The organism is Limnoglobus roseus, from assembly GCF_008254045.1.
In the GTDB taxonomy this organism is placed as follows: domain Bacteria; phylum Planctomycetota; class Planctomycetia; order Gemmatales; family Gemmataceae; genus Limnoglobus; species Limnoglobus roseus.
This window is the reverse complement of record NZ_CP042425.1, coordinates 8,397,496-8,423,409: the sequence shown is the minus strand read 5'-3', so window position 1 is coordinate 8,423,409 and position 25,914 is coordinate 8,397,496. Positions and strand designations below refer to the sequence as shown.

General features: G+C 64.0%; 28 protein-coding genes and 1 tRNA gene. 17 read left to right on the top strand and 12 right to left on the bottom strand.

Features of this window, described 5'->3' with window-relative positions; genetic code table 11:
• Positions 1-34: 34 nt before the first annotated feature.
• The 3 genes from tig to PX52LOC_RS36010 all read right to left on the bottom strand — a co-directional run bounded on the left by tig (position 35) and on the right by PX52LOC_RS36010 (position 2,656).
• Positions 35-1,525, bottom strand: coding sequence for a trigger factor (gene tig / locus PX52LOC_RS36020; protein ID WP_149114617.1), 1,491 nt, complete (start codon positions 1,523-1,525; stop codon positions 35-37).
• A 133-nt stretch (positions 1,526-1,658) separates the two neighbouring features.
• Positions 1,659-1,730 (bottom strand) — tRNA-Gly (locus PX52LOC_RS36015).
• 68 nt (positions 1,731-1,798) lie between these two features.
• Positions 1,799-2,656, bottom strand: coding sequence for a hypothetical protein (locus PX52LOC_RS36010; protein WP_149114616.1), 858 nt, complete (start codon positions 2,654-2,656; stop codon positions 1,799-1,801).
• An 87-nt stretch (positions 2,657-2,743) separates the two neighbouring features.
• Between PX52LOC_RS36010 and trpC the strand changes: the two genes are divergently transcribed.
• The 3 genes from trpC to PX52LOC_RS35995 all read left to right on the top strand — a co-directional run bounded on the left by trpC (position 2,744) and on the right by PX52LOC_RS35995 (position 7,476).
• Complete coding sequence (trpC, locus tag PX52LOC_RS36005; protein ID WP_149114615.1) at positions 2,744-3,532, top strand: indole-3-glycerol phosphate synthase TrpC; 789 nt, start codon at positions 2,744-2,746, stop codon at positions 3,530-3,532.
• A gap of 131 nt (positions 3,533-3,663) precedes the next feature.
• Positions 3,664-6,366 carry a DNA gyrase subunit A gene (gene gyrA, locus PX52LOC_RS36000; RefSeq protein WP_246173568.1) on the top strand — a complete coding sequence of 901 codons (2,703 nt, stop codon included), beginning with the start codon at positions 3,664-3,666 and terminating at the stop codon, positions 6,364-6,366.
• Between the two features lie 99 nt (positions 6,367-6,465).
• Complete coding sequence (locus PX52LOC_RS35995; RefSeq protein ID WP_178132597.1) at positions 6,466-7,476, top strand: NAD-dependent epimerase/dehydratase family protein; 1,011 nt, start codon at positions 6,466-6,468, stop codon at positions 7,474-7,476.
• Between the two features lie 13 nt (positions 7,477-7,489).
• Here the strand turns inward: PX52LOC_RS35995 and PX52LOC_RS35990 are convergent, their stop codons facing one another.
• Together PX52LOC_RS35990 and der are read right to left on the bottom strand one after the other, a co-directional pair.
• Positions 7,490-7,732, bottom strand: a complete 243-nt coding sequence (locus tag PX52LOC_RS35990) for a hypothetical protein (protein WP_178132596.1) — start codon at positions 7,730-7,732, stop codon at positions 7,490-7,492.
• The gene (gene der, locus PX52LOC_RS35985; RefSeq protein ID WP_149114614.1) at positions 7,729-9,180 is read right to left on the bottom strand and encodes a ribosome biogenesis GTPase Der; all 1,452 of its coding nucleotides are present in this window, start codon (positions 9,178-9,180) and stop codon (positions 7,729-7,731) included. Before der ends, PX52LOC_RS35990 begins: the two co-directional genes overlap by 4 nt.
• Before the next feature lie 43 nt (positions 9,181-9,223).
• On the opposite strand from der, the gene PX52LOC_RS35980 reads away from it, so the two are divergent.
• Positions 9,224-9,574 carry a hypothetical protein gene (locus PX52LOC_RS35980; RefSeq protein ID WP_149114613.1) on the top strand — a complete coding sequence of 117 codons (351 nt, stop codon included), beginning with the start codon at positions 9,224-9,226 and terminating at the stop codon, positions 9,572-9,574.
• Positions 9,575-9,576: 2 nt separating this feature from the next.
• The gene (locus PX52LOC_RS35975; RefSeq protein ID WP_149114612.1) at positions 9,577-10,110 is read left to right on the top strand and encodes a hypothetical protein; all 534 of its coding nucleotides are present in this window, start codon (positions 9,577-9,579) and stop codon (positions 10,108-10,110) included.
• Positions 10,111-10,153: 43 nt separating this feature from the next.
• Here PX52LOC_RS35975 and PX52LOC_RS35970 read toward each other — a convergent pair whose 3' ends face one another.
• Both PX52LOC_RS35970 and PX52LOC_RS35965 read right to left on the bottom strand, forming a co-directional pair.
• Positions 10,154-11,341, bottom strand: coding sequence for an outer membrane protein assembly factor BamB family protein (locus PX52LOC_RS35970; RefSeq protein WP_149114611.1), 1,188 nt, complete (start codon positions 11,339-11,341; stop codon positions 10,154-10,156).
• Positions 11,341-12,462: a HEAT repeat domain-containing protein gene (locus PX52LOC_RS35965; RefSeq protein WP_149114610.1), complete on the bottom strand. Its 1,122-nt coding sequence runs from the start codon at positions 12,460-12,462 to the stop codon at positions 11,341-11,343. Before PX52LOC_RS35965 ends, PX52LOC_RS35970 begins: the two co-directional genes overlap by 1 nt.
• 126 nt (positions 12,463-12,588) lie before the next feature.
• Here PX52LOC_RS35965 and fumC point away from each other — a divergent pair, with 126 nt between their 5' ends.
• From fumC to PX52LOC_RS35950, 3 genes are all read left to right on the top strand, one after another.
• On the top strand, positions 12,589-14,010 hold the full coding sequence (gene fumC / locus PX52LOC_RS35960; protein ID WP_149114609.1) for a class II fumarate hydratase: 1,422 nt from the start codon (positions 12,589-12,591) through the stop codon (positions 14,008-14,010).
• A 32-nt stretch (positions 14,011-14,042) separates the two neighbouring features.
• Positions 14,043-14,987, top strand: a complete 945-nt coding sequence (locus tag PX52LOC_RS35955) for a TIGR01777 family oxidoreductase (protein ID WP_218575218.1) — start codon at positions 14,043-14,045, stop codon at positions 14,985-14,987.
• A 65-nt stretch (positions 14,988-15,052) separates the two neighbouring features.
• On the top strand, positions 15,053-15,889 hold the full coding sequence (locus tag PX52LOC_RS35950; RefSeq protein WP_149114608.1) for a hypothetical protein: 837 nt from the start codon (positions 15,053-15,055) through the stop codon (positions 15,887-15,889).
• A gap of 55 nt (positions 15,890-15,944) precedes the next feature.
• Here the strand turns inward: PX52LOC_RS35950 and gatB are convergent, their stop codons facing one another.
• Complete coding sequence (gatB, locus tag PX52LOC_RS35945; RefSeq protein WP_149114607.1) at positions 15,945-17,453, bottom strand: Asp-tRNA(Asn)/Glu-tRNA(Gln) amidotransferase subunit GatB; 1,509 nt, start codon at positions 17,451-17,453, stop codon at positions 15,945-15,947.
• Between the two features lie 121 nt (positions 17,454-17,574).
• Between gatB and PX52LOC_RS35940 the strand changes: the two genes are divergently transcribed.
• Positions 17,575-18,027 (top strand): ferritin-like domain-containing protein, encoded by a 453-nt coding sequence (locus PX52LOC_RS35940; protein WP_149114606.1) that lies wholly within the window; start codon positions 17,575-17,577, stop codon positions 18,025-18,027.
• On the opposite strand, the gene PX52LOC_RS35935 is transcribed toward PX52LOC_RS35940, so the two are convergent.
• Entirely contained in the window at positions 18,024-18,512 is a 489-nt protein-coding gene (locus PX52LOC_RS35935) for a gluconokinase (protein WP_149114605.1), read from the bottom strand. The two genes, PX52LOC_RS35940 and PX52LOC_RS35935, sit on opposite strands and share 4 nt — an antisense overlap.
• Positions 18,513-18,649: 137 nt before the next feature.
• Between PX52LOC_RS35935 and PX52LOC_RS35930 the strand changes: the two genes are divergently transcribed.
• From PX52LOC_RS35930 to PX52LOC_RS35910, 5 genes are all read left to right on the top strand, one after another.
• Positions 18,650-19,360, top strand: coding sequence for a hypothetical protein (locus PX52LOC_RS35930; RefSeq protein ID WP_149114604.1), 711 nt, complete (start codon positions 18,650-18,652; stop codon positions 19,358-19,360).
• Positions 19,357-19,767, top strand: coding sequence for a hypothetical protein (locus PX52LOC_RS35925; RefSeq protein ID WP_178132595.1), 411 nt, complete (start codon positions 19,357-19,359; stop codon positions 19,765-19,767). The genes PX52LOC_RS35930 and PX52LOC_RS35925 overlap by 4 nt, the downstream gene beginning before the upstream one ends.
• A gap of 15 nt (positions 19,768-19,782) precedes the next feature.
• The gene (locus tag PX52LOC_RS35920; protein ID WP_149114603.1) at positions 19,783-20,097 is read left to right on the top strand and encodes a Dabb family protein; all 315 of its coding nucleotides are present in this window, start codon (positions 19,783-19,785) and stop codon (positions 20,095-20,097) included.
• Between the two features lie 92 nt (positions 20,098-20,189).
• The gene (locus tag PX52LOC_RS35915; protein WP_149114602.1) at positions 20,190-20,606 is read left to right on the top strand and encodes a hypothetical protein; all 417 of its coding nucleotides are present in this window, start codon (positions 20,190-20,192) and stop codon (positions 20,604-20,606) included.
• A gap of 18 nt (positions 20,607-20,624) precedes the next feature.
• Positions 20,625-21,647, top strand: coding sequence for a class I SAM-dependent methyltransferase (locus PX52LOC_RS35910; RefSeq protein ID WP_149114601.1), 1,023 nt, complete (start codon positions 20,625-20,627; stop codon positions 21,645-21,647).
• A 40-nt stretch (positions 21,648-21,687) separates the two neighbouring features.
• On the opposite strand, the gene PX52LOC_RS35905 is transcribed toward PX52LOC_RS35910, so the two are convergent.
• Both PX52LOC_RS35905 and pyrE read right to left on the bottom strand, forming a co-directional pair.
• Positions 21,688-21,981, bottom strand: a complete 294-nt coding sequence (locus tag PX52LOC_RS35905) for a YciI family protein (protein ID WP_149114600.1) — start codon at positions 21,979-21,981, stop codon at positions 21,688-21,690.
• A gap of 17 nt (positions 21,982-21,998) precedes the next feature.
• On the bottom strand, positions 21,999-22,547 hold the full coding sequence (pyrE, locus tag PX52LOC_RS35900) for an orotate phosphoribosyltransferase (protein WP_149114599.1): 549 nt from the start codon (positions 22,545-22,547) through the stop codon (positions 21,999-22,001).
• Positions 22,548-22,588: 41 nt separating this feature from the next.
• On the opposite strand from pyrE, the gene PX52LOC_RS35895 reads away from it, so the two are divergent.
• Genes PX52LOC_RS35895 through PX52LOC_RS35885 form a run of 3 tightly spaced genes read left to right on the top strand, consistent with a single transcriptional unit; the run spans position 22,589 to position 24,521 of the window.
• Entirely contained in the window at positions 22,589-22,945 is a 357-nt protein-coding gene (locus PX52LOC_RS35895) for a 4a-hydroxytetrahydrobiopterin dehydratase (RefSeq protein ID WP_149114598.1), read from the top strand.
• 5 nt (positions 22,946-22,950) lie between these two features.
• Positions 22,951-23,925, top strand: a complete 975-nt coding sequence (locus PX52LOC_RS35890; protein ID WP_149114597.1) for a DUF6807 family protein — start codon at positions 22,951-22,953, stop codon at positions 23,923-23,925.
• Between the two features lie 35 nt (positions 23,926-23,960).
• Positions 23,961-24,521, top strand: coding sequence for a Uma2 family endonuclease (locus PX52LOC_RS35885; RefSeq protein WP_149114596.1), 561 nt, complete (start codon positions 23,961-23,963; stop codon positions 24,519-24,521).
• 3 nt (positions 24,522-24,524) lie between these two features.
• Here PX52LOC_RS35885 and PX52LOC_RS35880 read toward each other — a convergent pair whose 3' ends face one another.
• The gene (locus tag PX52LOC_RS35880; protein WP_149114595.1) at positions 24,525-25,775 is read right to left on the bottom strand and encodes an NAD(P)/FAD-dependent oxidoreductase; all 1,251 of its coding nucleotides are present in this window, start codon (positions 25,773-25,775) and stop codon (positions 24,525-24,527) included.
• Positions 25,776-25,914 lie beyond the last annotated feature (139 nt).

The window sequence follows — 25,914 nt, the reverse complement described above, 5'->3', positions numbered from 1 at the left end:
GTGGGTCACACTTTCCGCGGGTGCTCGACACCCGTTAGCCCTTCGCTTCGCCTTCGGCGGCTGGGGCCGGTGCGGCGGATTGTTCTTCCGTGATCGTCTCGTTGGAGATGGTGGAAACTTCGTCCTGGTCGTCGGCGGCCGGGTTCCACTCGTACTCGTCGTAGGTCGCGTCTTGCAGCACGAGGTCGAGGGCCTTGCGTTCCAGCAGTTCCGTGGCGAGGGCTTCGATCAGGTCGTCCTTTTCCATGCGGGCCCGCACCTTGCGGTAGCTCTCGCCGCTTCGCTCCGCGACTTCCGCGATTTCGTTCTCGATGTCCGCGTCTTCGATTTCCAGCTTCTCGACTTCCGCGATCTTCTGGAGGACGAAGTGCTCCTTCAGGGCCTCTGAGGTGCTGCGAATCGCGTCGATTTCGAGCATCCGCTGGCGGCCGGCGATCTGGTCGTCGGTCATGCCCGACGACCTCATTTCCATCACGCGGCGGGCCAGGGTCTTGCGGGCTTGTCGCTTCAGCAGGTCTTCCGGCAGATCCCACTTCTGTTCGCCGGCGAGTTGCTTGAAGACTTCCGTCCGGGCCGCCTGGCGTTGGACGTACTCCATTTGCCGTTCGAGGCGGACGCGGATCAGTTCGTTGAATTGTTCGACGCCCTTGACGCCGAACTCCGTGACCGTTTCCGCGTTCAACTCTGGCAACTTGATCGTCTTGACGTCGAGAATCTTGAAGGTCGCCTGCACCGTCGCACCGGCGAGGGCCGGGTTCTGGATTTCCTTCGACAGCACGATGTTCACCGTGCGTTCTTCGCCGACCTTCGCCCCGCTGAGCGTCTTGCCGAAGTCTTCCGCGACGCCGTCGGCGAGGGCGAGCCGCTTCTCGACCTTCATCCGCGTTTCTTTGATCGTGTTCAGTTCTCGGCCGTCGTGCTTGATCGTCAGGTCGACGGTGATGATGTCGTTGAGGGCGACCGTCGGGTTATCCCCTTCCTTCGGCACCACTTGGCCGTAGGGTTCGAGGATGCGGGCGGTTTCCCGCTTCACGTCCTCGTCGGTGATCGCGTGGACTGGCTTGCGGAGCTTCAAGCCCTTGAAGTTCGGCAGGTCGAACTCCGGGCGGACTTCGATGTCGAACTCGTAAATGAACGGGCCGCTCTCGGGGATGACGATGGTGTGCGGGTTCAGGTCGGGCGGGGCGAGCGGCGAAATCTGCTGCTCGTCGGCGAGTTGTTCGAGGCTGGCCATCAGCACTTCGGTCTTAATTTCCGAGGCGACGGCCTTCTTGTACCGCTGCTCGATCATCTTCCGCGGAGCCTTCTTCGGCCGGAAGCCGTTGATCTGCACGTCGTTGCTGCGGACGATGTCGGTGAACTTCTCGTCGAAGCGGGTGTCGATGACCGCGCGATCGACGGTCACCTTGACGTGCTTCTTGCACGGCCCGGCGTCCTTGATCTCCACCGTCTGCGGCAGCTTCTTGTCCATCGCGTCCGGGGCGGTGATGGAGTCCGTCTTCGTCGCGGTTTCAGTTTCGCTCATCGGCCCACCATTTCGGATAACGCCACGGCATTCTGCCGCGGTTTTGGTAATCGTTGAGGTTATGGAAAACCCCGTACCGGGGGAAGCCCCGGAACGAGAAAGCCCAGCGACGGGTGTCGCTGGGCTTTCGGAGAGCGGGTGATGGGACTTGAACCCACGACAACCTCGTTGGCAACGAGGTACTCTACCACTGAGTTACACCCGCGAATCTTGTGGGGGAATACTACGGCCGGCGATCGAAATAGCAAGGGCAACCGTCGGCGAAATTTTCGTTCACTTCCCGGCGGCCGCTTCCGTGTACGTACTCTCGAAGACGAATTTCGTTCCTTCACCCTGGTGATTGGCGATCGTTTTCTTCGCGGTCAGCTTCGCCCCAGCGTACCGGCCCTTCTCGATCTCGACGAACACGTCGCCCTCCCACAGCCACGGGATGAGCGGTTGCTGTTCGGCCGCCGCAATCGGCAAACTCTTGAACGCCGTCGTCAGGCCGATGACGGCGTAACCGCCGTTGGTGGCGCGGTGTGTGTAGGTCTGCTTCGCCTCGTGGGCTTCGCCGATGCCGAGCGGCGGGTCGAGTTTCACGTTGAACGTCCGCTCCCACGTTCCGTTGACGGCCACCGCCTGCTCCGGCAGTTGCACGCGGAAGGGCAGTTCGGCCTGGAGGCGGTTGGTCGTCGATTCGCCGGCCACCGCTTTCGCTTCGATCACGCCGCCGCGAGCATCGACCTTCGCCGTGAGAATTGGTTTGTTCAGGTACTCGGCCATTTCCTTCGCCCCGTCGGGCGTGGCCGAGTCCATCACGATCGTGTCGAGGGCGATTTTGCCGTCTTTGCCGACGAGCGGCTTCGAGATTTCTTGCTTCATCGCCGTGATGGTCAGTGTCAGCGTGGCCGTGCCGGTGGCGTCCACGTCTTTCACGTCCCATCGCTTGCCGATGGCCAGCTTCGTGGTGGTCGTCAGCGTCTCCGGCTTGCCGCCGGTTTGCAGAGGGGCCGTCTCGCTGATCGTGGTGTCTTGCACCACCGAGAACGCGAGTTGCTCCCCCGCCTTCCATTGGAACCGAAGTAAGTTTTGGGCGAACGCCGACGAGCCGAGCGAAGCGAACAGGACCGCGAGGCCGAACCGAATCATTGCAGAATCCTCCGACTTTGCGCAGCGTGATACCATTCGCGGCGAAAAAGCGGAAGGTCGCTTGGCCGTCGTCCGTAAAACAACGTCATGGCAACTATCCTCGACCGCATCGTCGAAACCAAGTGGCAGGAAATCGCGGCCGCGAAGGCCCTGCTGCCGGCCGCCGACCTGGAATCGCGCATTGCAGACCTGCCACCGACGCGGGACTTCGTTGCCGCCCTGAGCCGACCGGGCGAGGTGCGAATCATCGCCGAGGTGAAGAAGGCGTCGCCGTCGGCCGGCGTCATCCGGGCGGACTTTGACCCGGTGCGGATCGCCACGACTTACGCCGAACACGGGGCCGCGTGCCTCAGCGTGCTGACCGACGAACAGTATTTTCAGGGCCATCTCGACTATTTGGCCGCGATCCGGCGGGCGGTGAACGTCCCGTTGTTGCGGAAGGAGTTCATTCTTGACCGCTACCAACTGCTCGAAGCCCGGGCGGCCGGGGCTGATGCGGTGCTGCTGATTGCCGAGATTCTGCCCGGCACGCGGCTGGGGGAACTGCACTTCGAGGCCCGCGAACTCGGCCTGCACGTCCTCGTAGAACTGCACGACGCCGAGGAACTGCCGCGAGTGCTGGATTCCGGGGCCGTCTTGGTCGGCATCAACAATCGCGACCTGCGGACCTTCACGACGCGGCTTGACCACACGCTCGACCTGATGCCGAGGATTCCGCCGGCGGTAACGGTTGTGAGCGAGAGCGGCATCAAGACGCGGGCCGACCTCGACCGCCTCGCCGCGGCCGGGGTGCGGGCCGTTTTGGTGGGCGAATCGCTGATGCGATCGCCGGACATCGGGGCGGCGCTGGACGCCCTCCGAGGCGGGCCGCGGTAGGCCGATTCTTCGCCTCAACTAACCGGTACAAATCCCCGGAAATTTCAGCGTTATTCGCGTCTCCAACGATGGTTCGAGCGGGCGCATTTCCATAGAATTTCCAGACGCTGAACCCTCTCGGAGGCACGCCGTTGGCCAAGGATAAGAAGCCCCCCGTTCCGCCGGATGACGGCACGACCACGGCCCTCGTTCCCGACGCCCCGATCACGCCCATCGACATCGCCGACGAACTGCAATCCAGCTACCTCGCCTACGCCCAGTCGGTCATGGTCAGTCGGGCGCTGCCGGACGTTCGCGACGGCCTGAAGCCCTCGCAGCGGCGTATCCTCGTCGCGATGAACGACCTCGGCCTCAGTCCGTCGTCGTCAACGAGCAAGTGCGCCGGCATCATCGGCGAGACGATGAAGCGGTACCACCCGCACGGCGACGCCTCGATCTACGCTACGCTCGTCCGCATGGCCCAGGATTGGGTGATGCGGGCCAAGCTCATCCACGGCCAGGGGAACTTCGGCTCGATCGCCGGCCTCCCGCCCGCCGCCCACCGGTACACCGAAGCCCGCCTCACGAACGTCGCCGCCGACATGCTCGACGATCTCGAAAACGAGACGGTCGACTTCATTGACAACTACGACGGCAAGTACCGCGAACCGCTCGTGCTGCCGAGCAAGTTCCCGAACCTGCTCGTCAATGGCTCGGATGGCATCGCCGTCGGCATGGCCACCGACATCCCGCCGCACAACCTCGGCGAAGTCTGCACCGGCCTCATCCGCCTCATCGACGAGCCGGACGTGCCGCTTATCCACCTGCTTGAGATCATCCCCGGCCCGGACTTCCCGACCGGCGGCATCATCATGGGCAAGCAGGGCATCGCCGACGGCTACCGCGGCGTGCGCTCCCGCATCCAGCTCCGGGCACGGGCCGACATCATCGAGGAGGGGAAGGGGAAGTCTCCGAGCATTCTGATCCGCGAAGTGCCGTACTCGGTTAACCGGAACAAGCTCGCCGCTGACATCGGCGAACTTGTCAAGAACGACCGCATCGCCGGCATCACCGGCATCCGCGACGAGTCCAGTGCCCGTAGCGGCGAGCCGGTCCGGCTTGTGGTCGAACTCAAGAAAGGCACCGACCCGCACCTCGTCCTGAACCAGCTTTACCAGTACTCGCCGCTGCAATCGACGGTCAGCATCGGCCTGCTCGCGCTCGTCGAGGGCCGGGCGCACATGCTCTCCCTCAAGGAGATGATGCAGAAGTTCCTGGACCACCGCGTCGTGGTGATCCGCCGGCGGACGCAGTATTTGCTCCGCGAGGCGAAGCGCCGCAGCCACGTCCTCGAAGGGCAACTCATCGCGATGTCTTCGCTGGACGAGGTCATTCGCATCATCCGGGCCGCCCCGAGTCGGGCCGAGGCGAAGGTTCAACTGCAAGAGATGGTTGTCGCCGCCAGCGTGCTGCAACGCGCCCTCGGCGACGAGGGGTTCGCCACGCTGCAACGGGAACTCGGCCTGACCGAAACGTACCAGATGACCGAGCAACAGGCGGAAGCGGTCGTGCGGCTGCAACTCGGCCAACTCGCCAACCTCGAACGCGACGAGATTCTGAAGGAGTTCAAGACGCTCCGCGACCAGATTCGCGGGTACGAGGAACTGCTCGCGAACGAGTCGCTCGTGAACGCGATCATCCGCAAGGACCTGGAAGACGCCCGCGACAAGTACGGCACGCCCCGTCGCACCGAGATTTCGAACGAGGGCGGCGACGTTGACCTCGAAGACCTGATCGTCGACGAGCCGAACGTCGTGACGATGACGCACGAGGGCTTCCTCAAGCGGATGCCGTTGGACACCTATCGCGTGCAGGGCCGCGGCGGCAAGGGCGTGCAGGGCGGCACCCGCGAGAACGACTTCGTCGAACACTTCTTCGTCGCGTCCACGAAGGCGTACCTGCTGTGCTTCACCGACAAGGGTCAGTGCTACTGGCTGCGGGTGTTCAACATCCCACTGGCCACGCGCACGAGCGCCGGACGGTCGATCGCGAATGTCCTTCAACTGAAGACCGACGAGAAGATCACGAGCATCATTCCCGTGCGGAACTTTGAGGGGGACTTCTCGCTCACGATGGCCACGCGGCGGGGTCTCGTGAAGAAGACGCCGCTGGCCGACTACAGCCGCCCGCGGGCCGGCGGGATCATCGGCATCAACCTGGAAGACGGCGACCGGTTGATGGACGTGGCCCTGACGAAGATCGGCGACGAGATCGTCCTGAGCACCCGGAACGGCATGGCCATCCGGTTCGCCGAATCCGACGCCCGCGAGGTCGGCCGAAACTCGAAGGGCGTGAAGGGGATCAACGTGGTCAAGGACGACGAGGTCGTCGGCATGGTCGTGGCCGACCCCGACGGCTACCTGCTCACCGTCTGCGAGAACGGCTACGGCAAGCGGACGCCGTTCGGCCCGAACACCGCCGGCGAGGCGACCGAGGACGAGGTCGAGGAAGCGCCGGCCGAGACGGCCGACGAGAACGCGGAAACGTCTCCGTCGGCGATGCGGTACCGCAAGCAGCGCCGCGGCGGTAAGGGCGTCCGCGACATCAAGACGAGCGAGCGGAACGGCAAGGTCATCGCCGTCGTCGCCATCCGCGACGGCGACGACGTGATGCTGATCTCGAAAGACGGCATGGTCACGCGGAGCAAAGTCGAGGACATCCGCATTGTCGGCCGCAACACCCAGGGCGTCCGCGTGATGAACCTGAACGAGAACGACAAGCTCGCGACCCTGGCGAAGGTGGCGAGCGAGAACATCGGCGAAACCACCGCCGTCGAAGCCGTCAACCCCGTTTAACACCCCTGGCGAGCCGAGCGGCGTAAGTATCACCGACATTCACCCGGCGGCTTACGCCGCTCGGCTCGCCAAAATTCATCTTCCTCTCGGAACCTCTCCATGCGCGTCCTCATCACCGGCGGGTACGGCTTCATCGGCGCGTGGATCGCGCGGAACCTTCTGAACAAGGGGGCCGACGTCCTCGTCTACGACCTGAAGGAAGACCCCCGCCGCCTGCGGTTGATCCTGCCGGAAGCGGACGTGCAAAAGGTGCAGTTCGTCCCCGGCGACGTGTGCGACCTGCCCGCCCTGACGAAAGTGATCGCTGACGAACAAATCACGCACGTCATCCATCTCGCCGGGTTACAAGTGCCGACGTGCCGGGCCGACCCGATGCTCGGCGCGAAGGTCAACGTCCTCGGCACGCTCGCGATCTTCGAGGCCATCCGCGCGACCGGCGATCAGGTGAAGCGGTTGGTCTACGCCAGTTCCGCGGCCGTCTTCGGCGGGCCGGATAAGTACAAGTCGAACGCCGCCCTCGGCGATGACGTGCAACTCATCCCCAGCACGCACTACGGCGTCTTCAAGTGCTGCAACGAGGGGAACGCCCGCCTCTACTTCCAGGACAACGGCGTCAGCAGCGTCGGCCTCCGCCCGTGGACCGTCTACGGCGTCGGCCGCGACCTCGGCATGACGAGCGAGCCGACGAAGGCGATCAAGGCGGTTGTGCTCGGCCGGCCGTACTCGATCAGCTTCGGCGGGTGGACCGACTACCAGTACGTGGACGACGTGGCGAAGACGTTCGTGAACAGCCTCGAACGGCCGTACACCGGGGCGAAGAGTTACAACCTCCGCGGCCAAGTCGTGCCGATGAGCGAGTTCTACGCGGCGTTGGTGCGGGTGCTGCCGCAGGCGGAAAAGCTCGTCACCTACGGCACTACGCAGATCGCGATTGCCTACGACCTGTCCGACGACGGGTTGCAAAAAGACCTGGGACCGATGCCGAAGACGAAGCTCGACGACGGCATCCGCGAGACGGTGACGATCTTCCGCCAACTGCTGGCCGAGGGGCGACTGGATGCGAGCGATCTGGACGCGCCGAAGGCCCCGCCAGTGACGGTGGAACCCTAAAGGTCACTGGACTTCAGACGATTCGGAACTCTGCCTCGGCATGCCGGCCATTGGATTCGGCCGTGAGAACTGCGGCGACGGCTTCGGCCCAATCATTGGCGTAGGCGGGGTCGGCCGACGTCCCGTCTGCTAATACCGACAGGCTACCGAGCAAGCCTCCAATCTCATCCGTCGGCCCTCGCTCGTAGTGGCGACGGAGAAACTCGAACATGGCCAGATAAGCCTGACGGGATGTGAGTTGGTTTTCGTCGGTCATACGTCCCACACCTGCGGACCCTTTTTCTTCTTCCGTGGCTTCGGCTCTGGGGCGGGTTCCGGCTCAATCGCTTGCGGTTCGGCCGGCAGTTCGTCCTCGACTTCCGCGTGGAATTTGCTGTCGCCGGTCGTTTCGCCCTTCGCCCGCAGCAGGAACTTGATCGACACTTCGCCGAACGGCCCCTGGTCGCGCAGCACTTTCGTCAGATAGCGGAGGTAGGTTTGGTCGAAGGTGTCCGGGCCGTTCGTCACCAGGGCGATCGTCGGTGGGTTCGTGCCGACCTGGGCGGCGTAGAATATTTTGCCCTGCTTGTTGTGGTGCCGCACCGGCGGGGCGTTGGCGTCGGTGGCTGCCCGGAGGATGCGGTTGAGTTCGCCGGTCGGGATGCGCTCGCCAGCTTGCTTGTGCAGTTCTTGGGCGAGGTTGAACACGCGGAACGTGTTCTTGCCGGTCTTCGCCGTCACGAACGCGATCGGCACGTGGTCGAGCATCGGGAAGACCTTGTGGATGTAGTCCGCCATCTTCTCGGTTTCCATCGCGTGGCGGACGAGATCCCACTTGTTCACCACCACGATGGCCGGTTTGTTGTTCTCGGCGATGTACTCGGCTAACTGCTTGTCCACCCGGCTGACCCGACTGCGGGCGTCGAAGAAGTGCAGCACCACGTCGGCCCGCCGAATCGAGCGTTCCGCCCGGTGCAGGCTGTAGAACTCCACGTCGTTGTCGAACTTTCCCTTCTTCCGCACGCCGGCCGTGTCGATGGCCAGGTACGTCTTGCCGTCCCGCTCGAACCGCACGTCGATACTGTCCCGCGTCGTGCCGGGGACTTCCGAGACGATGACCCGTTCTTCCTGGGCGATGCTGTTGATGAACGTACTCTTGCCGACGTTCCGCCGGCCGACGATGGCGATCTTCAACGACGGATCGACCGGGGCCGCTTCGACCACCCCGGCCGGCAGCGCGTCAAGGATCTTGAAGACGAGTTCGTCCTTGCCCCGCTTGCTGTTGGCGCTCACCATCACCGGCTCGCCGTAGCCGAGGCGGAACAGGTCGCTCACGGCCGTGTCGTGGGTCATCTCGTCGGCCTTGTTCGCCACGAAGATGACCGGCTTCCCAATGACCCGCAACCGCTCGGCCACCACTTGGTCGAGCGGGGCCGCCCCTTCGCGGATGTCCACCACGAACAGGACGACGGCGGCCATCTCGATCGCCACGCGGATTTGCCGCTCGACGTCTTCCGTGAGGTTGTCCACGTCGAGGATGCCCATGCCCCCGGTGTCGATCAGTTCGAAGTGCCGGCCCTCGGCCTCAAGAATGGTCGAGATGCGGTCGCGGGTGACACCGGCCGTCGGGTCGACGATGCTAATGCGGCGGCCGGCGAGCATGTTGAACAGGGACGACTTGCCGACGTTCGGCCGGCCGACGATCACGACGATGGGAAACGCCACGGGAGCACCTGCGAGAAAGAACTTATCTGAATAGCATACCGAGATGGCACGCTGTGACGAAGGTTATCGTTGCGAAGTCTGCGGCCGCGACGTGGAAGCGATCACCGAATCGGACCTGTACCTGCGGTACGTCCTCGGCGAAGTGCCGTTAGAAATGCTGCACTTACAGCCGGAACGCCACATCGCCTGCAACCCGGGACTGGCCCAGTACATTGTGGGCGAAAACTTCCCGCCGGTGGCGTGCGAGGGGCCGTTCGACAAGCGACAATTCGACGCCGAGTACCGCCAAGCGGAAGAAACCCGCGTCACCCGCGGGTGGCGGCGGCTACTTCAAATTCCCACGCTCGGTCTCTCCATCGCCGAGTACCCGTTGTTGGTGACCCCGGAGGAGTGACGATGAAAGCGTTCTCGATGCTGGTGCTGTTGACCGCCGCGGCCGCGTGCCAGGCGGACGTGGAGTCCGGCCCGAAGGCGGGCGAGAAAGTTGGTGAAGTGAAGGTCACGGTGGTCGTCGGTGAGAAGGAAGGCAAGGAGATCGACTTCGCTGCCGAGCGGAAGGACGAGCCGACGGTCTACCTGTTCGTGAACGCGGAGAAGTTCGGCCGGCCGGCGTTCCGCTTCCTGAAGAAACTCGACGAGAAGATCGGTGACGCGGCCGATAAGGCCGAGGTGGTTGCCGTATGGGTCGGCGACGCGGCGAAGTCGAAGGAGTATCTGGAACGGGCGAAGGGTTCGCTCAAATTCGGGAAGACGGCCCTCACCGTGTTCGACGGGGTCGGCCCGAACGGGTGGGGCATCAACGCCGACGCCCACGTGACGGCAGTCGTCGTGGTGAAGGGGAAGGTCGTGAAGTCGTTCGCGTTCGTTTCGCTGAACGAGAAGGACGAGGAAGCCGTCACCGCCGAGTTGACAAAAGCCATCAAGAAGTGACCGAAAGCCCACCCGTCGCTTCGACGGGTGGGTCTGCCACCCCCTACTTCGCCCCGACGCAGTACAACGCCTTGTTGGTGCGGATGATGATCGCCCCGGCCGCAACCGCGGGCGTGCCCAGAATCTCTTCCCCCAGATCATTCTCCGACACAATCTCCATCTCGCGGCTGGCTTTGAAGACGGTCGTCTTCCCGCCGTTCGAGAAGACGTACACCTTTCCGTCGGCCCCGATCGGCGACGCCGACGCCTTGTCCTTGCTGAACCGCTCGGACCACAGCGATTCGCCGGTCTTGGCGTCCACGGTGTTCATCACGCCGTCCTTCGCCGCGTAGACCATGCCGTCGTACACCAGCGGTGAGGTCATGCCGCTGCCCATCTTGGCCGACGCCCACACCTTCTTCGGCTCGCCGCCCTCGAACTTCAGCGTCGTGACGCCGCCGCTCGGCGCGTAGACGATGTCTTCGCGGATCGTCGGCGTCGGGATGTCGCCGTTTACGAGCTTCGAGTTCCACAGTCGCTTGCCGGTGGCGGCGTCGTAAGCCGACAGACCGTCGCGGCCCGGGAACAGGATTTCGGCCGTCCGCCCGTCCGGCGACCGAACGACCGGCGTCACCCAGTTACTTTCCTTGAACCGCGGCGTCTTCCAGACGTTCGTGCCCGTCTTCGGGTCGAGCGCGGCAATGAACGAGTCGCCGCTGTTGTCCATCGGCACAATCAGCTTGCCGTCGGCCAAGACCGGCGACGAGGCCATGCCGACTTGGTTCGTGATGCTCGGGTAATCGCCGACCAGCGAGCGGTACCACCGGAGCGTGCCGTTGGCATCGAACGCCGCGAGGTCGCCGGTGGCAAAGAGGGCATAGACGCCGGTCTCGTCGGCGACGGGCGTCGGAGCGGCCATGCACGTCATCGGGTGACAGTTCGTGCCGCCGGTGGCCGCGAATTGGCGGTGCCAGAGTTGCTTGCCGGTCTTCAGGTCGAAGGCGAGAACGTGCAGGCGGTCGTCGCGGACGCCGGACGACGCCGTGAGGTAGATTTTATCGCCGAACACCACCGGCCCAGACACGCCGCGGGCTGGCAGATCGGTCTTCCAGCGGTGCCCCTCGGTCTTGGACCACTTCTCGGGCAGGTTCTTCTCGTCGGACACGCAGGCCCCGCCCGGCCCGCGAAACTGGCTCCACTCGGCCGCCGACGCGGTCCCCGTGAGCAGGAACAAGAGCAGAAACTTTCGCATCACTTGGCCTCCGGCGAAAGGAGCTTGAACGGGATCGCGCCGCCGGTGGCGTCGCACACGCGGAACTGGAACGCCCAGCTTTGCGCCCACGGTTCGGTCATGTTGTTCTGGCAAATCTTCACGAGGAGTTCGTTCTTACCCGTCTTCAGCGTTGCCTTGCCGACGTGCTGGTCCATTTTCATGCCGTGGTGGTACTCGTCGCGGTCGAAGACTTCTTTGCCGTTCACGAACATCTTGATCGACGTGATCGACCCGGCCCGCAGTTCGACCGGCGTTTCCTTCGCGACTTCGATCACGGCGAAGCCGTAGGCCACGGCGTCCTTGTGCTTCGTCAGTTCGGCGTTCAGGTCGACGAGGGCGTACTCCTTGTCCTTCGCCTTCGCCGTGGCGGCCTTCCAGGTGACCTTCGCGCCGCCTTTGCCGTCGTAGGTCGCCTTCAGGTCCACGCCCTGTTCCGGCGGGTACGCCTTCGCAAAGCCCTCGCCTTTCGTGTTGTCGAACGGGCCGACGACGTGCCACTTCGGGATGAAGCCGAAGTGATTCGTGATGTCCGCCTCAGACTTGTTGAGCCGTTTGCCGATCTCCTCGACTTGGTCCTTGTCGCGGGCGGCGGTGAACAGGCTTTCGGGCACCTTGTCGCCGTCCTTGAGCGTTGCGATGGCCTTCGCGATGGCGTCGCGGCGGAGTTCGACGCTGGGGTCGTCCCGCAGGCTCAGGATGATTTTCTCGGCCGCGGTCGGGTCGGCCTTCGCCAGCACTTCGTAAGCGATACGGCGGGCCGCCGGGTCGTGCGTGGTCGTGGTCAGGAACGTCCTCAACGCCTCGGTCGGGAGCTTCTTCCCGGCCTTCTCTTCACCCTCGGTAATCGCGTCCACGGCCGACCGCAGCCAGTTGGCGGCCGTTGGGTTGGCCCCGGCAAATGCTTCCAGGGTGGGCAGCAGGGCCGCCTCGCCGGTCGCCACAAGCCCCTTCCAGCAAGAGGCGGCTACGTCGTTGCCTTGCCCTTCGCGGCCGACGGCCTTGATGCCCTTCAAATAATCGGCCGTCGTCGGGATTTGCTGGCCGGAACCGCGACCCGCCACCGCCGCCAGCACGGCAACGGCCAGAATCAGTCGTTTCATCCGCTAACCTCCTTACGGGAGAAGACTGACAGTTTCGCAGATTGCCCCAGGTTCGTCGAGGCATGGCAGGCAGTTTCTGCGTCCTACAATGACCCCACTTCCACCCAATCTTGGAGCCTCTTCAACATGGCCGCGACGCGAATCGAAACCGACACGATGGGCAAGATCGAGGTGCCGACCGACCGCTATTACGGCGCCCAGACGGCCCGCTCGCTGATTCACTTCGCCATCGGCGACGACACGATGCCGCGGGCGGTCATCCGGGCGTTCGGCACGCTCAAGAAGGCGGCCGCGATGACCAACGCCGGCCTCGGACTTCTTCCGAAAGAGAAACTCGCGCTCGTCGAGAAGGCGGCCGACGAGGTGATCGCCGGCACGCTCGACGGGCACTTCCCGCTGCGCATCTGGCAGACCGGCAGCGGCACGCAGACGAACATGAACGTCAACGAGGTCATCTCGAACCGCGCGATCGAGATGGCCGGCGGCGAGATGGGGTCGAAGAAGCCGATCCACCCGAACGACGACGTGAACATGTCGCAGTCGTCGAACGATACCTTCCCGACGGCCATGCACATCGCCGCCGCGGAGGAAGTCGTTCACCGGCTCATCCCGAGCGTGAAGGAACTCCGCGAGACGTTGCACAAGAAGGCCGAGCAGTTCAAGGACGTGGTAAAGATCGGCCGCACGCATCTGATGGACGCCGTGCCGCTGACGCTCGGCCAAGAGTTCAGCGGATACGTCGCGCAGATCGACAACGGCATCAAGGCCATCGAGCAAAGCCTGCCCGGCCTGTCCGAACTCGCCCTCGGCGGCACGGCCGTCGGCACTGGGTTGAACGCCCACCCGGAGTTCGCCGTGCGTGTGGCGAAGCAGATCGCCGACCTGACGAAGCTGCCGTTCGTGACCGCCCCGAACAAGTTCGCCGCCCTCGCCGGCCACGAGGCACTCGTCTTCGCCAGCGGCGCGTTGAAGGCCCTGGCGACGGCCCTGATGAAGATGGCCAACGACGTGCGGTGGCTGGCGTCCGGTCCCCGCTGCGGCCTGGGCGAGATCACGATTCCCGAGAACGAACCCGGCTCGTCGATCATGCCGGGCAAGGTGAACCCGACGCAATCGGAAGCGATGACGATGGTGTGCGTGCAGGTGATGGGCAACGACGCCGCCATCGGCTTCGCCGCGTCGCAGGGGAACTTCGAACTGAACGTGTTCAAGCCGGTCATCATCCACAACTTCCTGCACTCCGTCCGGCTCATCACCGACGCCTGCCACATGTTCACCGAACACTGTGCGTCCGGTATCGAGCCGAACAAGAAGCAGATTGCCGCCCACCTGAGCAACTCGCTGATGCTGGTGACGGCGATGAACCGGCACATCGGCTACGACGCGGCGGCAAAGATCGCGAAGACGGCCCACCACAACGGCACGACGCTCCGTGACGAGGCGGTGAAACTCGCCCCGCCACTCAAGGACGGCAGCGGCGTGCTGACGGCTGAGAAATTCGACCAAATCGTGCGGCCGGAGAAGATGGTCGGCCCGGGCACCGACTGAGGGCGAGCCGAGTGGCGTCAGCCGCCGGGTGAATGGCAACGAGATTCACCCGGCGGCTGACGCCGCTCGGCTCGCCTGCCTACCATAACGCCATGAACGTCTTCATCACTGGCGCATCGGGTCTCGTCGGGTCTCGCCTCATCGCGGCCTTGCGGGACCGCGGCGACTCCGTCGTCACACTCTCCCGCAAGCCGACGCCCGGTGGCCTCGTCGGCGACCCCGCGCAGCCGGGGTCGTGGCAGGACGCACTCGCTGACTGCGATGCCGTCGTGCACTTGGCCGGCGAGAACATCTTCGCGCATCGGTGGACGGCCGCGTTCATGCAGCGGATTCGCGACAGCCGCGTCAACAGCACGCGGCTGATCGCTGAGACGCTCGCAAAGACTCCCGGTCGCACAAAGGTACTGATCTCCGCGTCCGCCGTCGGCTACTACGGCAACCGTGGCGACGAGGTGCTGACGGAAGCCTCGTCGCCCGGCAGCGGCTTCATGGCCGACGTTTGCCGTGAGTGGGAAACCGCTGCCGACCCGGCTCGCGCCGCCGTTCGGGTCGTCCACCCGCGGTTGGGCATCGTCCTCGACCCGAAGGGCGGGGCGCTGCCCACCCTCCTTCGGCCGTACAAACTGTTCGCCGGTGGCCGCATCGGGTCGGGCCGGCAGTTCTTCAGTTGGATTCACCACACCGATCTGACCCGCCTCTTACTCTTCGCGCTCGACACGGCAACGCTGACCGGCCCGTGCAACGCCACTTCGCCGAACCCGGTCACCAACGACACACTCGGTCGCACCATCGGCAAGGTGCTGCACCGCCCGCACTGGCTGCCCGCCCCCGGCTTCGCCCTCCGCCTCGCCCTCGGCAAGATCGCGGAATCGATCCTCGGCGGACAGCGTGTCCTCCCGCAGCGGTTGACGGACGCGGGCTTTACCTTCCGTTTCGCCGACCTGGAAGCGGCGCTGCGGGATGTCACGGGACGGTAACACCTCGGCGCCGGGTATCCGCGACGGATACACTACCGGGACACCTTCCGCCCGGAGAATGGACCATGTTCCGCCGTTTCCTTGCCGGCCTCGCCTTGACGCTCACGATGGCCGCGGTTCACGCCGAGGCGTTTCTGAAGGTCGCGGCCCCGCCGGGGGTCGCCATCCGGGCGGCGTCGGCTGATGTCGTCGTGACTGGTAAGGTCACGGCCATCGAGAAGGACGAGGTCGAACTGCCGTCGTACCCCGGTTCGTCGCAGAAGGTGAGCTACAAGGTGGCGGTGGTGAAGATCGCCGACGCCCTGCACGGGGCGAAGAACGAGACGCACATCAAGGTCGCCTTCCAACCTGCTGCCGGGGGCGGTCGCCGCGGGGCCATGTCGATGTTCGACTTCCAAGAAGGGGCCGAGGGGTTGTTCTTCCTCGCAAAGCAAGCCGACGCGGGCGTCTATACTTTTAACTGGAACAGCCAGCCGATCGAGGCGAAGGCCGAGAACTATAAAGCCGACCTGGAACTAGCGAAGAAGGCCGTGGCGGTGTTCGAAGACCCGATGAAGTCGCTGAAGACCAAGGAGAACGCCGACCGCTATTTCGCGGCCGCGATGCTGGTGGCGAAGTACCGCACGGCCCCGGCCGGCGGCGCGAAGACCGAACTCGTTCCGGCCGACGAGAGCAAGCTGATCCTTCAGACGATCCTGGAATCGGACTGGTCGAAGGCCGATACCGGCGTGCCAGCCCCGTACCAGACGTTCACCCGCCTCGGCATGACGGCCGCCGACAAGTGGAAGCCGGCCGCGTTCAACGGCAACGGCGACTTCAATGCGCACATGAAGGCCGAGTTTCAGACATGGCTCGACGGCGACGGGGCGAAGTACCAGATCAAGAAGTTCGTCGCGAAGTGAAACAAGTTGGGAGGGCCGCAAGGCCCTCCCAACTTGATTTGAGTCGACCCCGAGGTTACACCTTCGCCAGTTCTTCGTCCACGAGCTTGCGGACCACGTCGTTCGGCGCACCCTTGTTGTTCTTCATCACGAAGCCGACGATCGCCATCTTTGCGGAGTCCTTGCCGGCCTTGAAGTCGGCGACGGCCTTCGCGTTCGCGGCAATCGCCGCCTTCGCCGACTCGCGCAACGCCGACTCGTCCACGGCCTTGATGCCGGCGGCCGTCTTCGCGTCTTCGACGCTCACGCCCTTCTCCAGCACGATCTTGAACACGTCCACGCGGTCTTGCTTGTTCAGGCTGCCGGTCTGCTTCACGAAGTCGGCGTAGGCAGCGGCGGTCACGGGAAACTCGTCAATCTCTTCCTTCCGCTCGTTCAGGGCCGGGAAGACGAGGTCGCTGATGCGGTTCGCGGCTGCCTTGCCGTCGCCGACGATCTTCGCGACTTCTTCCAGGTACGCGACGGTCTTTCGGCCCTTCGCCACGAACACTTCGGCGTCGCTCGGCGAGAGGCCGTACTGCGTTTGCAACCGCTGTCGTTGGGCCTGCGGCAGTTCGCCCATCGTCGCCTTCACGGCGTCGAGTTGCTCCTTCGTGACGATCACCGGCACAAGGTCCGGTTCCGGGAAGTAACGGTAGTCGGCGGCCTCTTCTTTGTGCCGTTGCACTTCCGTGCGGCCGCGTGGGTCGTCCCACCCGGCGGTCGTCTTCAGCAGTTTGTCGATGCGGTAGCCGACCGGGTCTTTCTGGAACTGCTCGTACTGCCGCTTCGCCTCGTAGGTAATCGCCCGGCCGACGGAGCGGAAGCTGTTCAGGTTCTTGATCTCGACTAGCGGCGTCGCGGCGTATCCCTTTGGCTCGTCGGCCTTCGGGATGTGGACGTTCACGTTCGCGTCGCAGCGCAGGCTGCCCTCTTGCATTTCGCAGTCGGAGACGCCGAGTTCGCGGAGCATGAGGCGGATTTCTTCCAGGTACGCGATCGCTTCCTCCGGGCTGTTCATGTCCGGGTGCGAGACAATCTCCAGCAACGGCGTGCCGGTGCGGTTCAGGTCCACACGGGTGTCGCCGCCGCGGCCGGACTCGTCGTGGATGTTCTTGCCGGCGTCTTCTTCGAGGTGCGCCCGGATGATGCCGACCTTCTTCGCCGTGTACCCCTTCTTCGGGTCGGGGTGGACGTTGATGTCCAGGAACCCGTCGTGGCTGAACGGCAGGTCGTACTGGCTAATCTGGTAGTTTTTCGGCAGGTCGGGGTAGTAGTAGTTCTTGCGGTCCCACTTCGTGAACCCGGGCTTCTGGTCGGCGTGCGAGGCGATTTGACAATTCAGCGCGAGTGCGGCCTTCAGCGCCAGGTCGAACGCCTGACGGTTCATCACGGGCAGCGACCCCGGCAGGCCGAGGCAGACGGGGCAGACGGCCGAGTTCGGCGGCAGGCCGAACTTGTTCGGGCACGAGCAGAAGAGCTTCGTTTTCGTCAGCAGTTGCACGTGAACTTCCAGCCCGATCACGATCTTGTACGGCTCGGCCATGACGGCTCCCTGTAGGCAATGACGGTTGTCGCTTCCATTTTACGAGAAATCAGACATCGTCGCCCGGCACCAGAGTTGCGACGGGAACGAGGTACATCCTCCCCTTGTTCCCGAGGCTCTCATGGCTGACACGTCCAAGATCGACCGCAAGCAACTGATCGCTCACCTGAACGAAGACCTGTCGCGCGAGTACCAGGCGGTCATCGCATACGTCGTGTACTCGCAGGTCATCAAAGGGGCCGAGTACATGCACATCGCGAAGGAACTGGAACAGCACGCGAAGGAAGAACTCGACCACGCCCTCAAGATTTCCAAGCAGATCGACTACCTCGGTGGGCAACCCACTGTGACGCCGAAGCCGGTCAAGACTTCCGACGAGGCCAAGGCGATGTTGCGGTTCGACCTGGAAGCCGAAGTCGAGACGATCAAAAACTACCGCGAGCGCGTCCGGCAGTGTGAGGGGTTGGGCGAGTACGCGATGGCCGAGGTGATTCGCGAGATTCTCATCGACGAGCAAGACCACGCCATCGAACTCGCCACCGCTCTCGGCGAAGACGTTCCCGTGATCGGCTAAAAGCCGAGCTTCTGCCGGATGTTCTTGGCAATGACCGCCGGCGGCGGGGTCACGTCCACGCGGATCGCGTCGGTCGGCGGTTCCAGCGTTTCGAGCTGGCTTTCCAGCAGTTTCGGGTTCATGAAGTGGCCCTTGCGGGCTTCCAGCCGGCTGCGGAGCAGTTCCTCCGAGCCGTGCAGGTAGACGTAAGAGACGCAGTCCGGTTCGTGCTGTTCCAGGTAGTTCTGGTAGGCGTGCTTGAGGGCCGAACACGCCAGGACGACGTTCTCGCCGCGGCGGCAGGCTCCGTCGATTTCGTGCCGTAGGGCACCCAACCAGGAGCGGCGGTCGTCGTCGGTCAACGGCGTGCCGCCCTTCATCTTCTCGACGTTGGCGGCCGGGTGGTAGTCGTCGGCTTCCACGAACGTCCAGCCGAGGTCTGCGGCCAGCAGCTTGCCGACTGTCGTTTTGCCCGAGCCGGACACGCCCATTAGAACCAGCACCATGATCGCACCTCACTTCCCGAGTTTCCGTACTGAAGCCGCGAACGGTGTGCCGTGAGGCGGGGAAACTCGCAACGGCCGACGTGTCGCCCCGTCTGTACATTAACCGGCGTCCGCTCTCTCTTGCCGAGGATTGCCGAATGACGAGTTTGCCGTGGTGGGCTTACGTGATTATCGCCGGGCTGGCGTGGGGTACGTACGTCCCGATCATCTTCTACGGCGGCACCGAACTCACCACCAAACCGGGGACCATCGGCGGGCGGCTGGCGTCGATCCTGTGCGTCGGCATCGCGTACTTCGTCATGGCCGTCGTCATCCCGGTCGTGATGATGCTCCTCAACAGCGAAGACAAGCCGGACTGGAAGCCGAACGGCCTCGTGTTCAGCGGCCTCGCTGGCGTGATGGGGGCCATCGGCGCGATCTGCGTGATCTTCGCCAGCAAGGCCGCGACCGAAACTGCGAAGGGCGAGTTCGACACGCAAGTCACCGCCCTGACCGCCAGCATCCAGGCCGAGCCAGACCCAGTGAAGCAAGAGAGCATCAAGGCCGAGTTGACGGCGTTCCAGGCCGAACGAAGCACCTACCTGGCCTCGTACCGCATTTACATCGCACCGCTGATTTTTTGCCTCGCCCCTCTGATTAACACGCTGATGAGCCTCGTCTGGCACCCGAAACCGGGCAACCCCTGGCACTTCGATTTGGTGATCCCGTCGTGGCACCTGCCGCTGGGCATCTTGTTCGTCGCCGTCGGGACGTTCCTGGTGCTGTACTCGAAGGAAGCGTCCGAGGCGAGTAAGGCCGCACCCGCGCCGAAGCCTGCGGCCGCGAAGCCGGCGGAAGCCGGGTCGTGACGCCGGACGAGGCGGTCGCCCGGCTGAACGCGGTGCTGGCCCACGCCTGGATGATCCGCACGTTCCTGAAGCACGCGGACGAAATTCAGGACAACGCCGAAATGCTCGACGTGCCGCGGACGCTGTACGACACCGTCCGGGCCGTCGAACCCGCTCACCAGCGAGGTGACGTGCCGGAGTTCCTGCGGCGGTTGAAGGGCAAGGTCGGGAAAGTCCGCCGCGTGGCCCATTACTTCCGCGACCACTTCAGGGAGTTCTCACCGCACACCAACTTCGAGATGGCAGCCGCGTCGCTGCTCGGCGTGGTGCAATCGCTGGACGAGATTTTCGCGAACGTGACGATCCCGCCGCCGCTGCCGAAGCCGCCCGGCGACCCGATTGACGAGTTAGAGATTCCCGACGTTTAACCCCGGAGCTTTCCGATGGCCTCTCAACGCCTCGCCCACAACGTCTTCTTCGGCCTCAAGGACAAGTCCCCCGCGAAGGTCGCGGAACTCGTCGCGGCCTGTCACAAGTACCTGAACGTGCAACCCGGCATCGCGTTCTTCGCGGCCGGCCCGCTGTGCGCGGAACTAACCCGCGAGGTCAACGACCGCGACTGGGACGTGGGCCTGCACCTCGTGTTCGAGACGAAGGCCGCTCACGACGCCTACCAGGACGACGCGACGCACAACAAGTTCATCGACGAGCAGAAGTCGAACTGGTCGAAGGTTCGCGTGTTCGATTCTTACGTATGATTCCGTGGAACCCGGAGCAGAAGCGATGGGGTGGTGAAGACTGTCGCTCGACCCCCGTCGCTTCCGCATCGGTTCCAAAGAGCCTGACACCCATGAACAAGCTCATCCCGCAAGACCTGCCGAACTTCGCCCGCCAGTTCAAGTTCGCCGGAGCACGCTTGCTCCGCGTGAAGCAGGCGTACCGCAAGGGGCAACTCGTCGTGGACGTATTTCTGCGGCTGATGCCGGCGATCAAGAACCTGGACGACGACCCGCGGCCGGTGAGGTTGCACTTGCGACTCGTCGGCGTGGACGAGATGCGGATTTTGAAGCGGCCCGCGGGCTCGCCGGGGAAGGTTCCCGACGCGCACTTCGGCTACTTCCAGTCTCAGTTCTTCATCACGCTCGATTCCTGGTCGCTCCAACCCGGCGAGCGGGCCGGCGTCCACGACTTCCGCGGCTCGGACCTGTACTTCGGCTGCCGCGACCTACTGTGGGAACAAGTCGAGAAGCCGACGAAACCCGAATAACCTTTCGAGAACCTCTCCATGCCGACCGACATCACGCCGCCGGACCCGTCGCTAGTTCTCGACTACATCGAAGCGTTCCGCCGGTCGAAGACGATGTTCGCGGCCGTCTCGCTCGGCCTGTTCGACGCGCTGGCCGGCGGCCCGAAAACCGGCCCCGAACTGGCGCTGACGACGAAGACGCACGAGGACACCTTGATTCGCCTGCTGAACGCCTGCGTCGGCCTCGGACTTCTGACGCGAGACGGGCAGAAGTACGCCAACACGCCCGCCGCGACGGCCTACCTGACGACGACCAGCCCGCTACGGATGACGGGGTACATCAACTACTCGAACGACGTGGTCTGGAAGCTGTGGGGGAACCTCGAAGACGCCGTCCGCGAGGGGACGCACCGCTGGAAGCAGACCTACGGCACCGACGGACCGATCTTCAGCAACTTCTTCGAGAACGAGGGCCGCAAGCGCGAGTTCCTCATGGGCATGCACGGCTTCGGCACGATGAGTTCGCCGGCCGTCGCCAACGTCTTCGACCTGTCGCGGTTCACGACTGTGGCCGACCTGGGTGGGGCGACCGGCCACCTGACGATTGCCCTCTGCAAGCGGTGGAAGCACCTTAAGGGAATCGTCTTCGACCTGGCCGCGGCCGTGCCGTTGGCGAACGAGATCGTCGGCACGAGCGGCGTGGCCGACCGCATTCAAGTCGTGGCCGGCGACTTTTTCGAGGACAAGATTCCGTCGGCCGACCTGTACACCCTCGGCCGGATTCTGCACGACTGGTCGGAAGCGAAGTGCGTGAAGTTGCTAACGCGGATTTACGAAGCCTTGCCGAAGGGCGGCGGGCTACTGCTGGCCGAGAAGCTGTTACTCGAAGATAAGAGCGGCCCGCGGTGGGCGCAATTGCAAGACTTGAACATGCTCACCTGCACCGAGGGCCGCGAGCGGACGTTGGGCGAGTACGAGCAATTGTTGAAGCAGATCGGCTTCACCGAAGTGACCGGCTGCCGCACGACGACGCCGATCGACGTGGTGCTGGCGGTCAAATGACCGAAAGCCCAGGGACGGCCGTCCCTGGGCTTTCGCCCCATCAGATCGGTTTCGTCATCACGTCCGGGTTGTGGAACACCACTTTCCACGGCCGCACATCCCACCGCACGAAGATGCCGGCGGCGTGGAACGGGTCGGCCCGGATCAGTTTCTCGGCCGCCTCGACAGAGTCGGCTTCGTACACGATGAGCGCCCCGAAATCGTCGAGGAACGGCCCGGCACACGCCAACTGCCCGCCCTTCAACAGCGAGTCCAGGTACTCGCGGTGCTTCGGGCGAATTTCGCCGACTTTGGCGGTGTCCTTGATGTACTCGATCACGGCGGCGTAACGCATCGCTTACTCCAGGTGGTTCAGTTTTTCGGCGGCTCGATGCCGAAATCCTTGATGGTGAAGATGGGCCGGAAGTCGTACTTCGCCAGCGCCTCGCGGGCACCCTGCAGGCGGTCGCAGATGCACACCACCCGCAGCACTCTCGCTCCCAACGCTTCGACGGCTTCGATGGCCTGCACGACGCTGCCGCCGGTCGTCAGCACGTCGTCGATGACTGCCACATTGTCACCGGCCTTCACTTGGCCTTCGAGCCGCTCCTTGCTGCCGTGTTCCTTCGCCTGCTTGCGAACGAAGAACCCTTCCAGCGGTCGGCCGTGGCGGTGGAAGGCCGTGAGAGTGGCAGCGGCCATCGGGATCGCGCCAACTTCCAGGCCGCCGATGGCCTGAATGTCCAGGTCGGCCGTCGCCTCGTACAGCAGTTCGCCGAGGAGGGTGATCGCCTCCGCGTGGAAGAGCACCTTCTTCGAGTTCACGTAGTACGACGACTTCTTGCCGGACGCGAGCGTGAAGTCGCCGAACTGGAGGGCCCGTTCGCGGAAGAGGATTTGCAGGCGGTCGCGTGGTGTCATGGTATGTTGGGTGATAGGGGAACCGCGGTGGAGGAACAACGATGGCCGAGAAGAAAACTTATTCCGACGAGGAAGTGGCGGCCAAGTTCGCCGAGCACGGCCTGACCGAGTGGTACCTCGAAGACGGCTGGATTCGCCGGAAGTACAACACCGACGGCTGGCCGCAGACGCTGATGGCCGTCAACGCCGTCGGCTACCTGTGCGAAGCCGCGTGGCACCACGCCGACCTGAGCGTCAGTTGGGGCAAACTCTGGGTGAAGCTCAAGACGCACGACGCCGGCGGCATCACGGATAAGGATTTCGCGTTGGCGAAAGAGATCGAAACGCTAGTATTGTGGCGACCGCACGGCGGTCCCCTCGGCACGGGTAACCCGAAGAAATTCGTCTTCAGCAAGTGAGCACCATGAAACGTCTCTCCTACTCCCTGGGCGCCTTATTCCTGAGCATCGGCCTCCTCTCGGCACAAGCGCCGAAGGACGCCTTCCACTTCGAGGAAACGAAGGGCGAGTACGTCGACCTGAAGTACGGCGACCGCGAAGTCCTCCGCTTCGTCAACAAGCCCCGCGACGGCGCGACGAAGGACACCCACTACATGAGCTTCAAGCCGTTCCACCAGGTCTTCGACCCGAAGACCGGCACGGTGAACCTGAGCAGCGGTGCCCACCCGCTCACAAAAGACTTCCTCTTCCCTCACCACCGCGGCATCTTCTTCGGCTTCAACAAGATCACCTACGGCGAGAAGCAGACGGCCGACATCTGGCACGGCACGAACAACGTCTACAGCAACGTCGACAAGATCGTCGAGCAGAAGGCGGACGCGAAGTCGGCGACGCAGGTCGCGGACATTTCGTGGCACGGCAGCGACGGCAAGACGTTCGCCGAGGAGACGCGGACGGTGGTCGTCCCCCACACCACCGACGGCACGCAGATCGACTGGTCCACGGTGCTGACGACGAAGCTGTCGAAGGTCCGTTTGGACGGCGACCCGCAGCACGCCGGGTTCCACTTCCGGGCGAACCAAGAAGTCAGCAAGAACGGAAAGGAGAAGACCTACTACCTCCGGCCGGACGGCAAAGGCAAGGTCGGCGAAACTCGCAACTGGGACGCGAAGGGCAAGGACGCGAAGACGGTCAACCTGCCGTGGAATGCGTGCAGCTTCGTGGTGGCCGACAAGCGGTACACGGCCGTGCGGATCAACCACCCGGACAACCCGAAGGAGACCCGCGGCAGCGAACGAGATTACGGCCGCTTCGGTGACTACTTCGAGTACGACCTGACGCCGGACCATCCGTTGAAGCTCAAGTACCGCGTCTGGGTGCAAGAGGGCGAGATGACGGTCGAGCAGTGCGAGGCGAAGGCGAAAGAGTTCACGAAGTAAGCCAAGGAAGACGGGCGCAGGTGAGAGGGCATGACATGGCGACGGTTGCGACGGCGCTAATGACGGCGGAAGAGTTCGGCGAATTGCCATCGAACGGGCTGCTTGAGGAGCTCATCCGCGGAGTGCCCGTTGCCATGAACATGCCCTACCCGCGCCACGGCGAATTGTGCTTTCGGGTTGGCTACCTGCTGCAACGGTTCCTGGACGACCACCGTATTGGTCGGGTCATCACGAACGACTCCGGCGTCATTACTGAGCGCGACCCGGACACGGTTCGCGGTCCGGACGTGGCTTTCTACAGCTTCGACCGCGTACCCCGTGGCCCGCTGCCGCGGCGGGGGTATTTGTCCGTGGTGCCGGAAGTGGTGTTCGAGGTGCGGTCGCCAACAGACCGGTGGCCGGACATCCTCGTGAAGATCGGCGAGTACCTGCAAGCCGGCGTGACGGCCGTGGTCGTGCTGGACTCGCAGACCGAAGAATTACATGCGTACTTCACGGGTGAGGAAGCCCCTCAGATTCTTCGCGGTGATCAGGCTTTGCAACTGCCCCCTCCCCTGAACGGATGGCGGGTGGTCGTGCGGCAGTTCTTCGAGTGACGCTCAGCCGAACCGCTTCAACCCATACGCCGCCGCATCCACATGCGGCGGTTGATCGTTCAGTATCTCGCCGACGAGCTTGCCCGTGCCGGTCGCCATCGAGAGGCCGAGCATGCCGTGCCCAGCCGCGATCAGCACGTTCGGCAACTTCGGGCTGCGGTCGATGATCGGCTTGCCGTCGTAGACCATCGGCCGCCAGCCCCACCACTCCTCCTGCACCGGCTCGCACGTCGGCTCCTTCAGGTAGAAAGTGGCCCCGTCGCGCAACAGGCCGAGTCGTTTCGGGTTCATCGTGGTGTCGTAGCCGGCGAACTCCATCGTCGAGCCGATCCGGTAGCCGGTCTGGAACGGGCTGACCGCGACGCGGTGTTCCTCGAAGATTAGCGGGAACGTCGGGCAGACGGACGGCCGCGGCATCGTGATCGAGTACCCCTTGCCCGGTACGATCGGGATTTTGCAGCCGAGGTGCGAATTCAACAGCGGCGTCCACGCCCCTGTGGCGACAACGAAGGCGTCGGCTTCGACTTCACCCTGGGAAGTCTTCGCTGCAACGGCCCGACCGTTCTTCTCGACGAAGCCGGTGAACTCGCAGTTCTCGCGGAACACGCCGCCGGCCGACTCGACCACGGTTCGCCACCCGCTCATCAGGCGGTCCGGCCGGAGTTGCGCGTCCGACTTGTACAGGTAGCCGCCCGATACAACTCCTGGCTTCAAGGCCGGTTCGAGTTTCAGCATCCCGGCGGCGTCGTACCGCTCGGCGGGCATCGCGAACTTCTCGCGGAGCATCGCATCGACGGCCGCGTAGTGCTCGAAGGCGTGCGGCGTGTGGAAGGCGAAGAGCAACCCCTTCGTCTCCCACTCGCAGGCGATCGGTTCGCGGGCCAGGAGTTCGTCGTAGAGCGTGCGGGACGAGTTCAGCAGCGCCTGAATGCCGGCGGCGGCGGCGAGCATGTCTCGCTCGTTACACCGCCGGGCGAAGCCGAGGAACCAACTCAGTTTCGACAGTACCGACAGCGGTCGGAGTTTCAGCGGCGAGTTCTTCTGAAAGAGTGTCTTCATCGTCGACCACACGGCCCCCGGCCCTGCGTGCGGTAGGACATGGCTCGGGCAAACGTAGCCGCAGTTGCCGTGCGAACAGGCCCCGCCGATGGTGCCGCGGTCCAACACCGTGACCCGCCAGCCGGACCGTGTGAGGTCGTAAGCGCACGCTGTGCCGATGACGCCGCCGCCGATGATGACTGCTGATTTCGACATTCGGAGGGGTCCAAAAAACAAAGGCGGAACGCGGACGACGCGGATTGGAAGACGCGGAGAACGCGGATAAACCAGAACCGATATTCTGGTTTTATCCGGTTTTCATCCGGCGTTCCAATTCGCGTCGTCCGCGTTCCGC

Bases quoted from the DNA above. Each gene is read 5' to 3' on its own strand.
- tig (WP_149114617.1), bottom strand. From the start codon at position 1,525: ATGAGCGAAACTGAAACCGCGACGAAGACGGACTCCATCACCGCCCCG.
- PX52LOC_RS36010 (WP_149114616.1), bottom strand. From the start codon at position 2,656: ATGATTCGGTTCGGCCTCGCGGTCCTGTTCGCTTCGCTCGGCTCGTCG.
- trpC (WP_149114615.1), top strand. From the start codon at position 2,744: ATGGCAACTATCCTCGACCGCATCGTCGAAACCAAGTGGCAGGAAATC.
- PX52LOC_RS35995 (WP_178132597.1), top strand. From the start codon at position 6,466: ATGCGCGTCCTCATCACCGGCGGGTACGGCTTCATCGGCGCGTGGATC.
- PX52LOC_RS35990 (WP_178132596.1), bottom strand. From the start codon at position 7,732: ATGACCGACGAAAACCAACTCACATCCCGTCAGGCTTATCTGGCCATG.
- PX52LOC_RS35980 (WP_149114613.1), top strand. From the start codon at position 9,224: ATGGCACGCTGTGACGAAGGTTATCGTTGCGAAGTCTGCGGCCGCGAC.
- PX52LOC_RS35975 (WP_149114612.1), top strand. From the start codon at position 9,577: ATGAAAGCGTTCTCGATGCTGGTGCTGTTGACCGCCGCGGCCGCGTGC.
- PX52LOC_RS35970 (WP_149114611.1), bottom strand. From the start codon at position 11,341: ATGCGAAAGTTTCTGCTCTTGTTCCTGCTCACGGGGACCGCGTCGGCG.
- PX52LOC_RS35965 (WP_149114610.1), bottom strand. From the start codon at position 12,462: ATGAAACGACTGATTCTGGCCGTTGCCGTGCTGGCGGCGGTGGCGGGT.
- fumC (WP_149114609.1), top strand. From the start codon at position 12,589: ATGGCCGCGACGCGAATCGAAACCGACACGATGGGCAAGATCGAGGTG.
- PX52LOC_RS35955 (WP_218575218.1), top strand. From the start codon at position 14,043: ATGGCAACGAGATTCACCCGGCGGCTGACGCCGCTCGGCTCGCCTGCC.
- PX52LOC_RS35950 (WP_149114608.1), top strand. From the start codon at position 15,053: ATGTTCCGCCGTTTCCTTGCCGGCCTCGCCTTGACGCTCACGATGGCC.
- gatB (WP_149114607.1), bottom strand. From the start codon at position 17,453: ATGGCCGAGCCGTACAAGATCGTGATCGGGCTGGAAGTTCACGTGCAA.
- PX52LOC_RS35940 (WP_149114606.1), top strand. From the start codon at position 17,575: ATGGCTGACACGTCCAAGATCGACCGCAAGCAACTGATCGCTCACCTG.
- PX52LOC_RS35935 (WP_149114605.1), bottom strand. From the start codon at position 18,512: ATGGTGCTGGTTCTAATGGGCGTGTCCGGCTCGGGCAAAACGACAGTC.
- PX52LOC_RS35930 (WP_149114604.1), top strand. From the start codon at position 18,650: ATGACGAGTTTGCCGTGGTGGGCTTACGTGATTATCGCCGGGCTGGCG.
- PX52LOC_RS35920 (WP_149114603.1), top strand. From the start codon at position 19,783: ATGGCCTCTCAACGCCTCGCCCACAACGTCTTCTTCGGCCTCAAGGAC.
- PX52LOC_RS35915 (WP_149114602.1), top strand. From the start codon at position 20,190: ATGAACAAGCTCATCCCGCAAGACCTGCCGAACTTCGCCCGCCAGTTC.
- PX52LOC_RS35910 (WP_149114601.1), top strand. From the start codon at position 20,625: ATGCCGACCGACATCACGCCGCCGGACCCGTCGCTAGTTCTCGACTAC.
- PX52LOC_RS35905 (WP_149114600.1), bottom strand. From the start codon at position 21,981: ATGCGTTACGCCGCCGTGATCGAGTACATCAAGGACACCGCCAAAGTC.
- pyrE (WP_149114599.1), bottom strand. From the start codon at position 22,547: ATGACACCACGCGACCGCCTGCAAATCCTCTTCCGCGAACGGGCCCTC.
- PX52LOC_RS35895 (WP_149114598.1), top strand. From the start codon at position 22,589: ATGGCCGAGAAGAAAACTTATTCCGACGAGGAAGTGGCGGCCAAGTTC.
- PX52LOC_RS35890 (WP_149114597.1), top strand. From the start codon at position 22,951: ATGAAACGTCTCTCCTACTCCCTGGGCGCCTTATTCCTGAGCATCGGC.
- PX52LOC_RS35885 (WP_149114596.1), top strand. From the start codon at position 23,961: ATGGCGACGGTTGCGACGGCGCTAATGACGGCGGAAGAGTTCGGCGAA.
- PX52LOC_RS35880 (WP_149114595.1), bottom strand. From the start codon at position 25,775: ATGTCGAAATCAGCAGTCATCATCGGCGGCGGCGTCATCGGCACAGCG.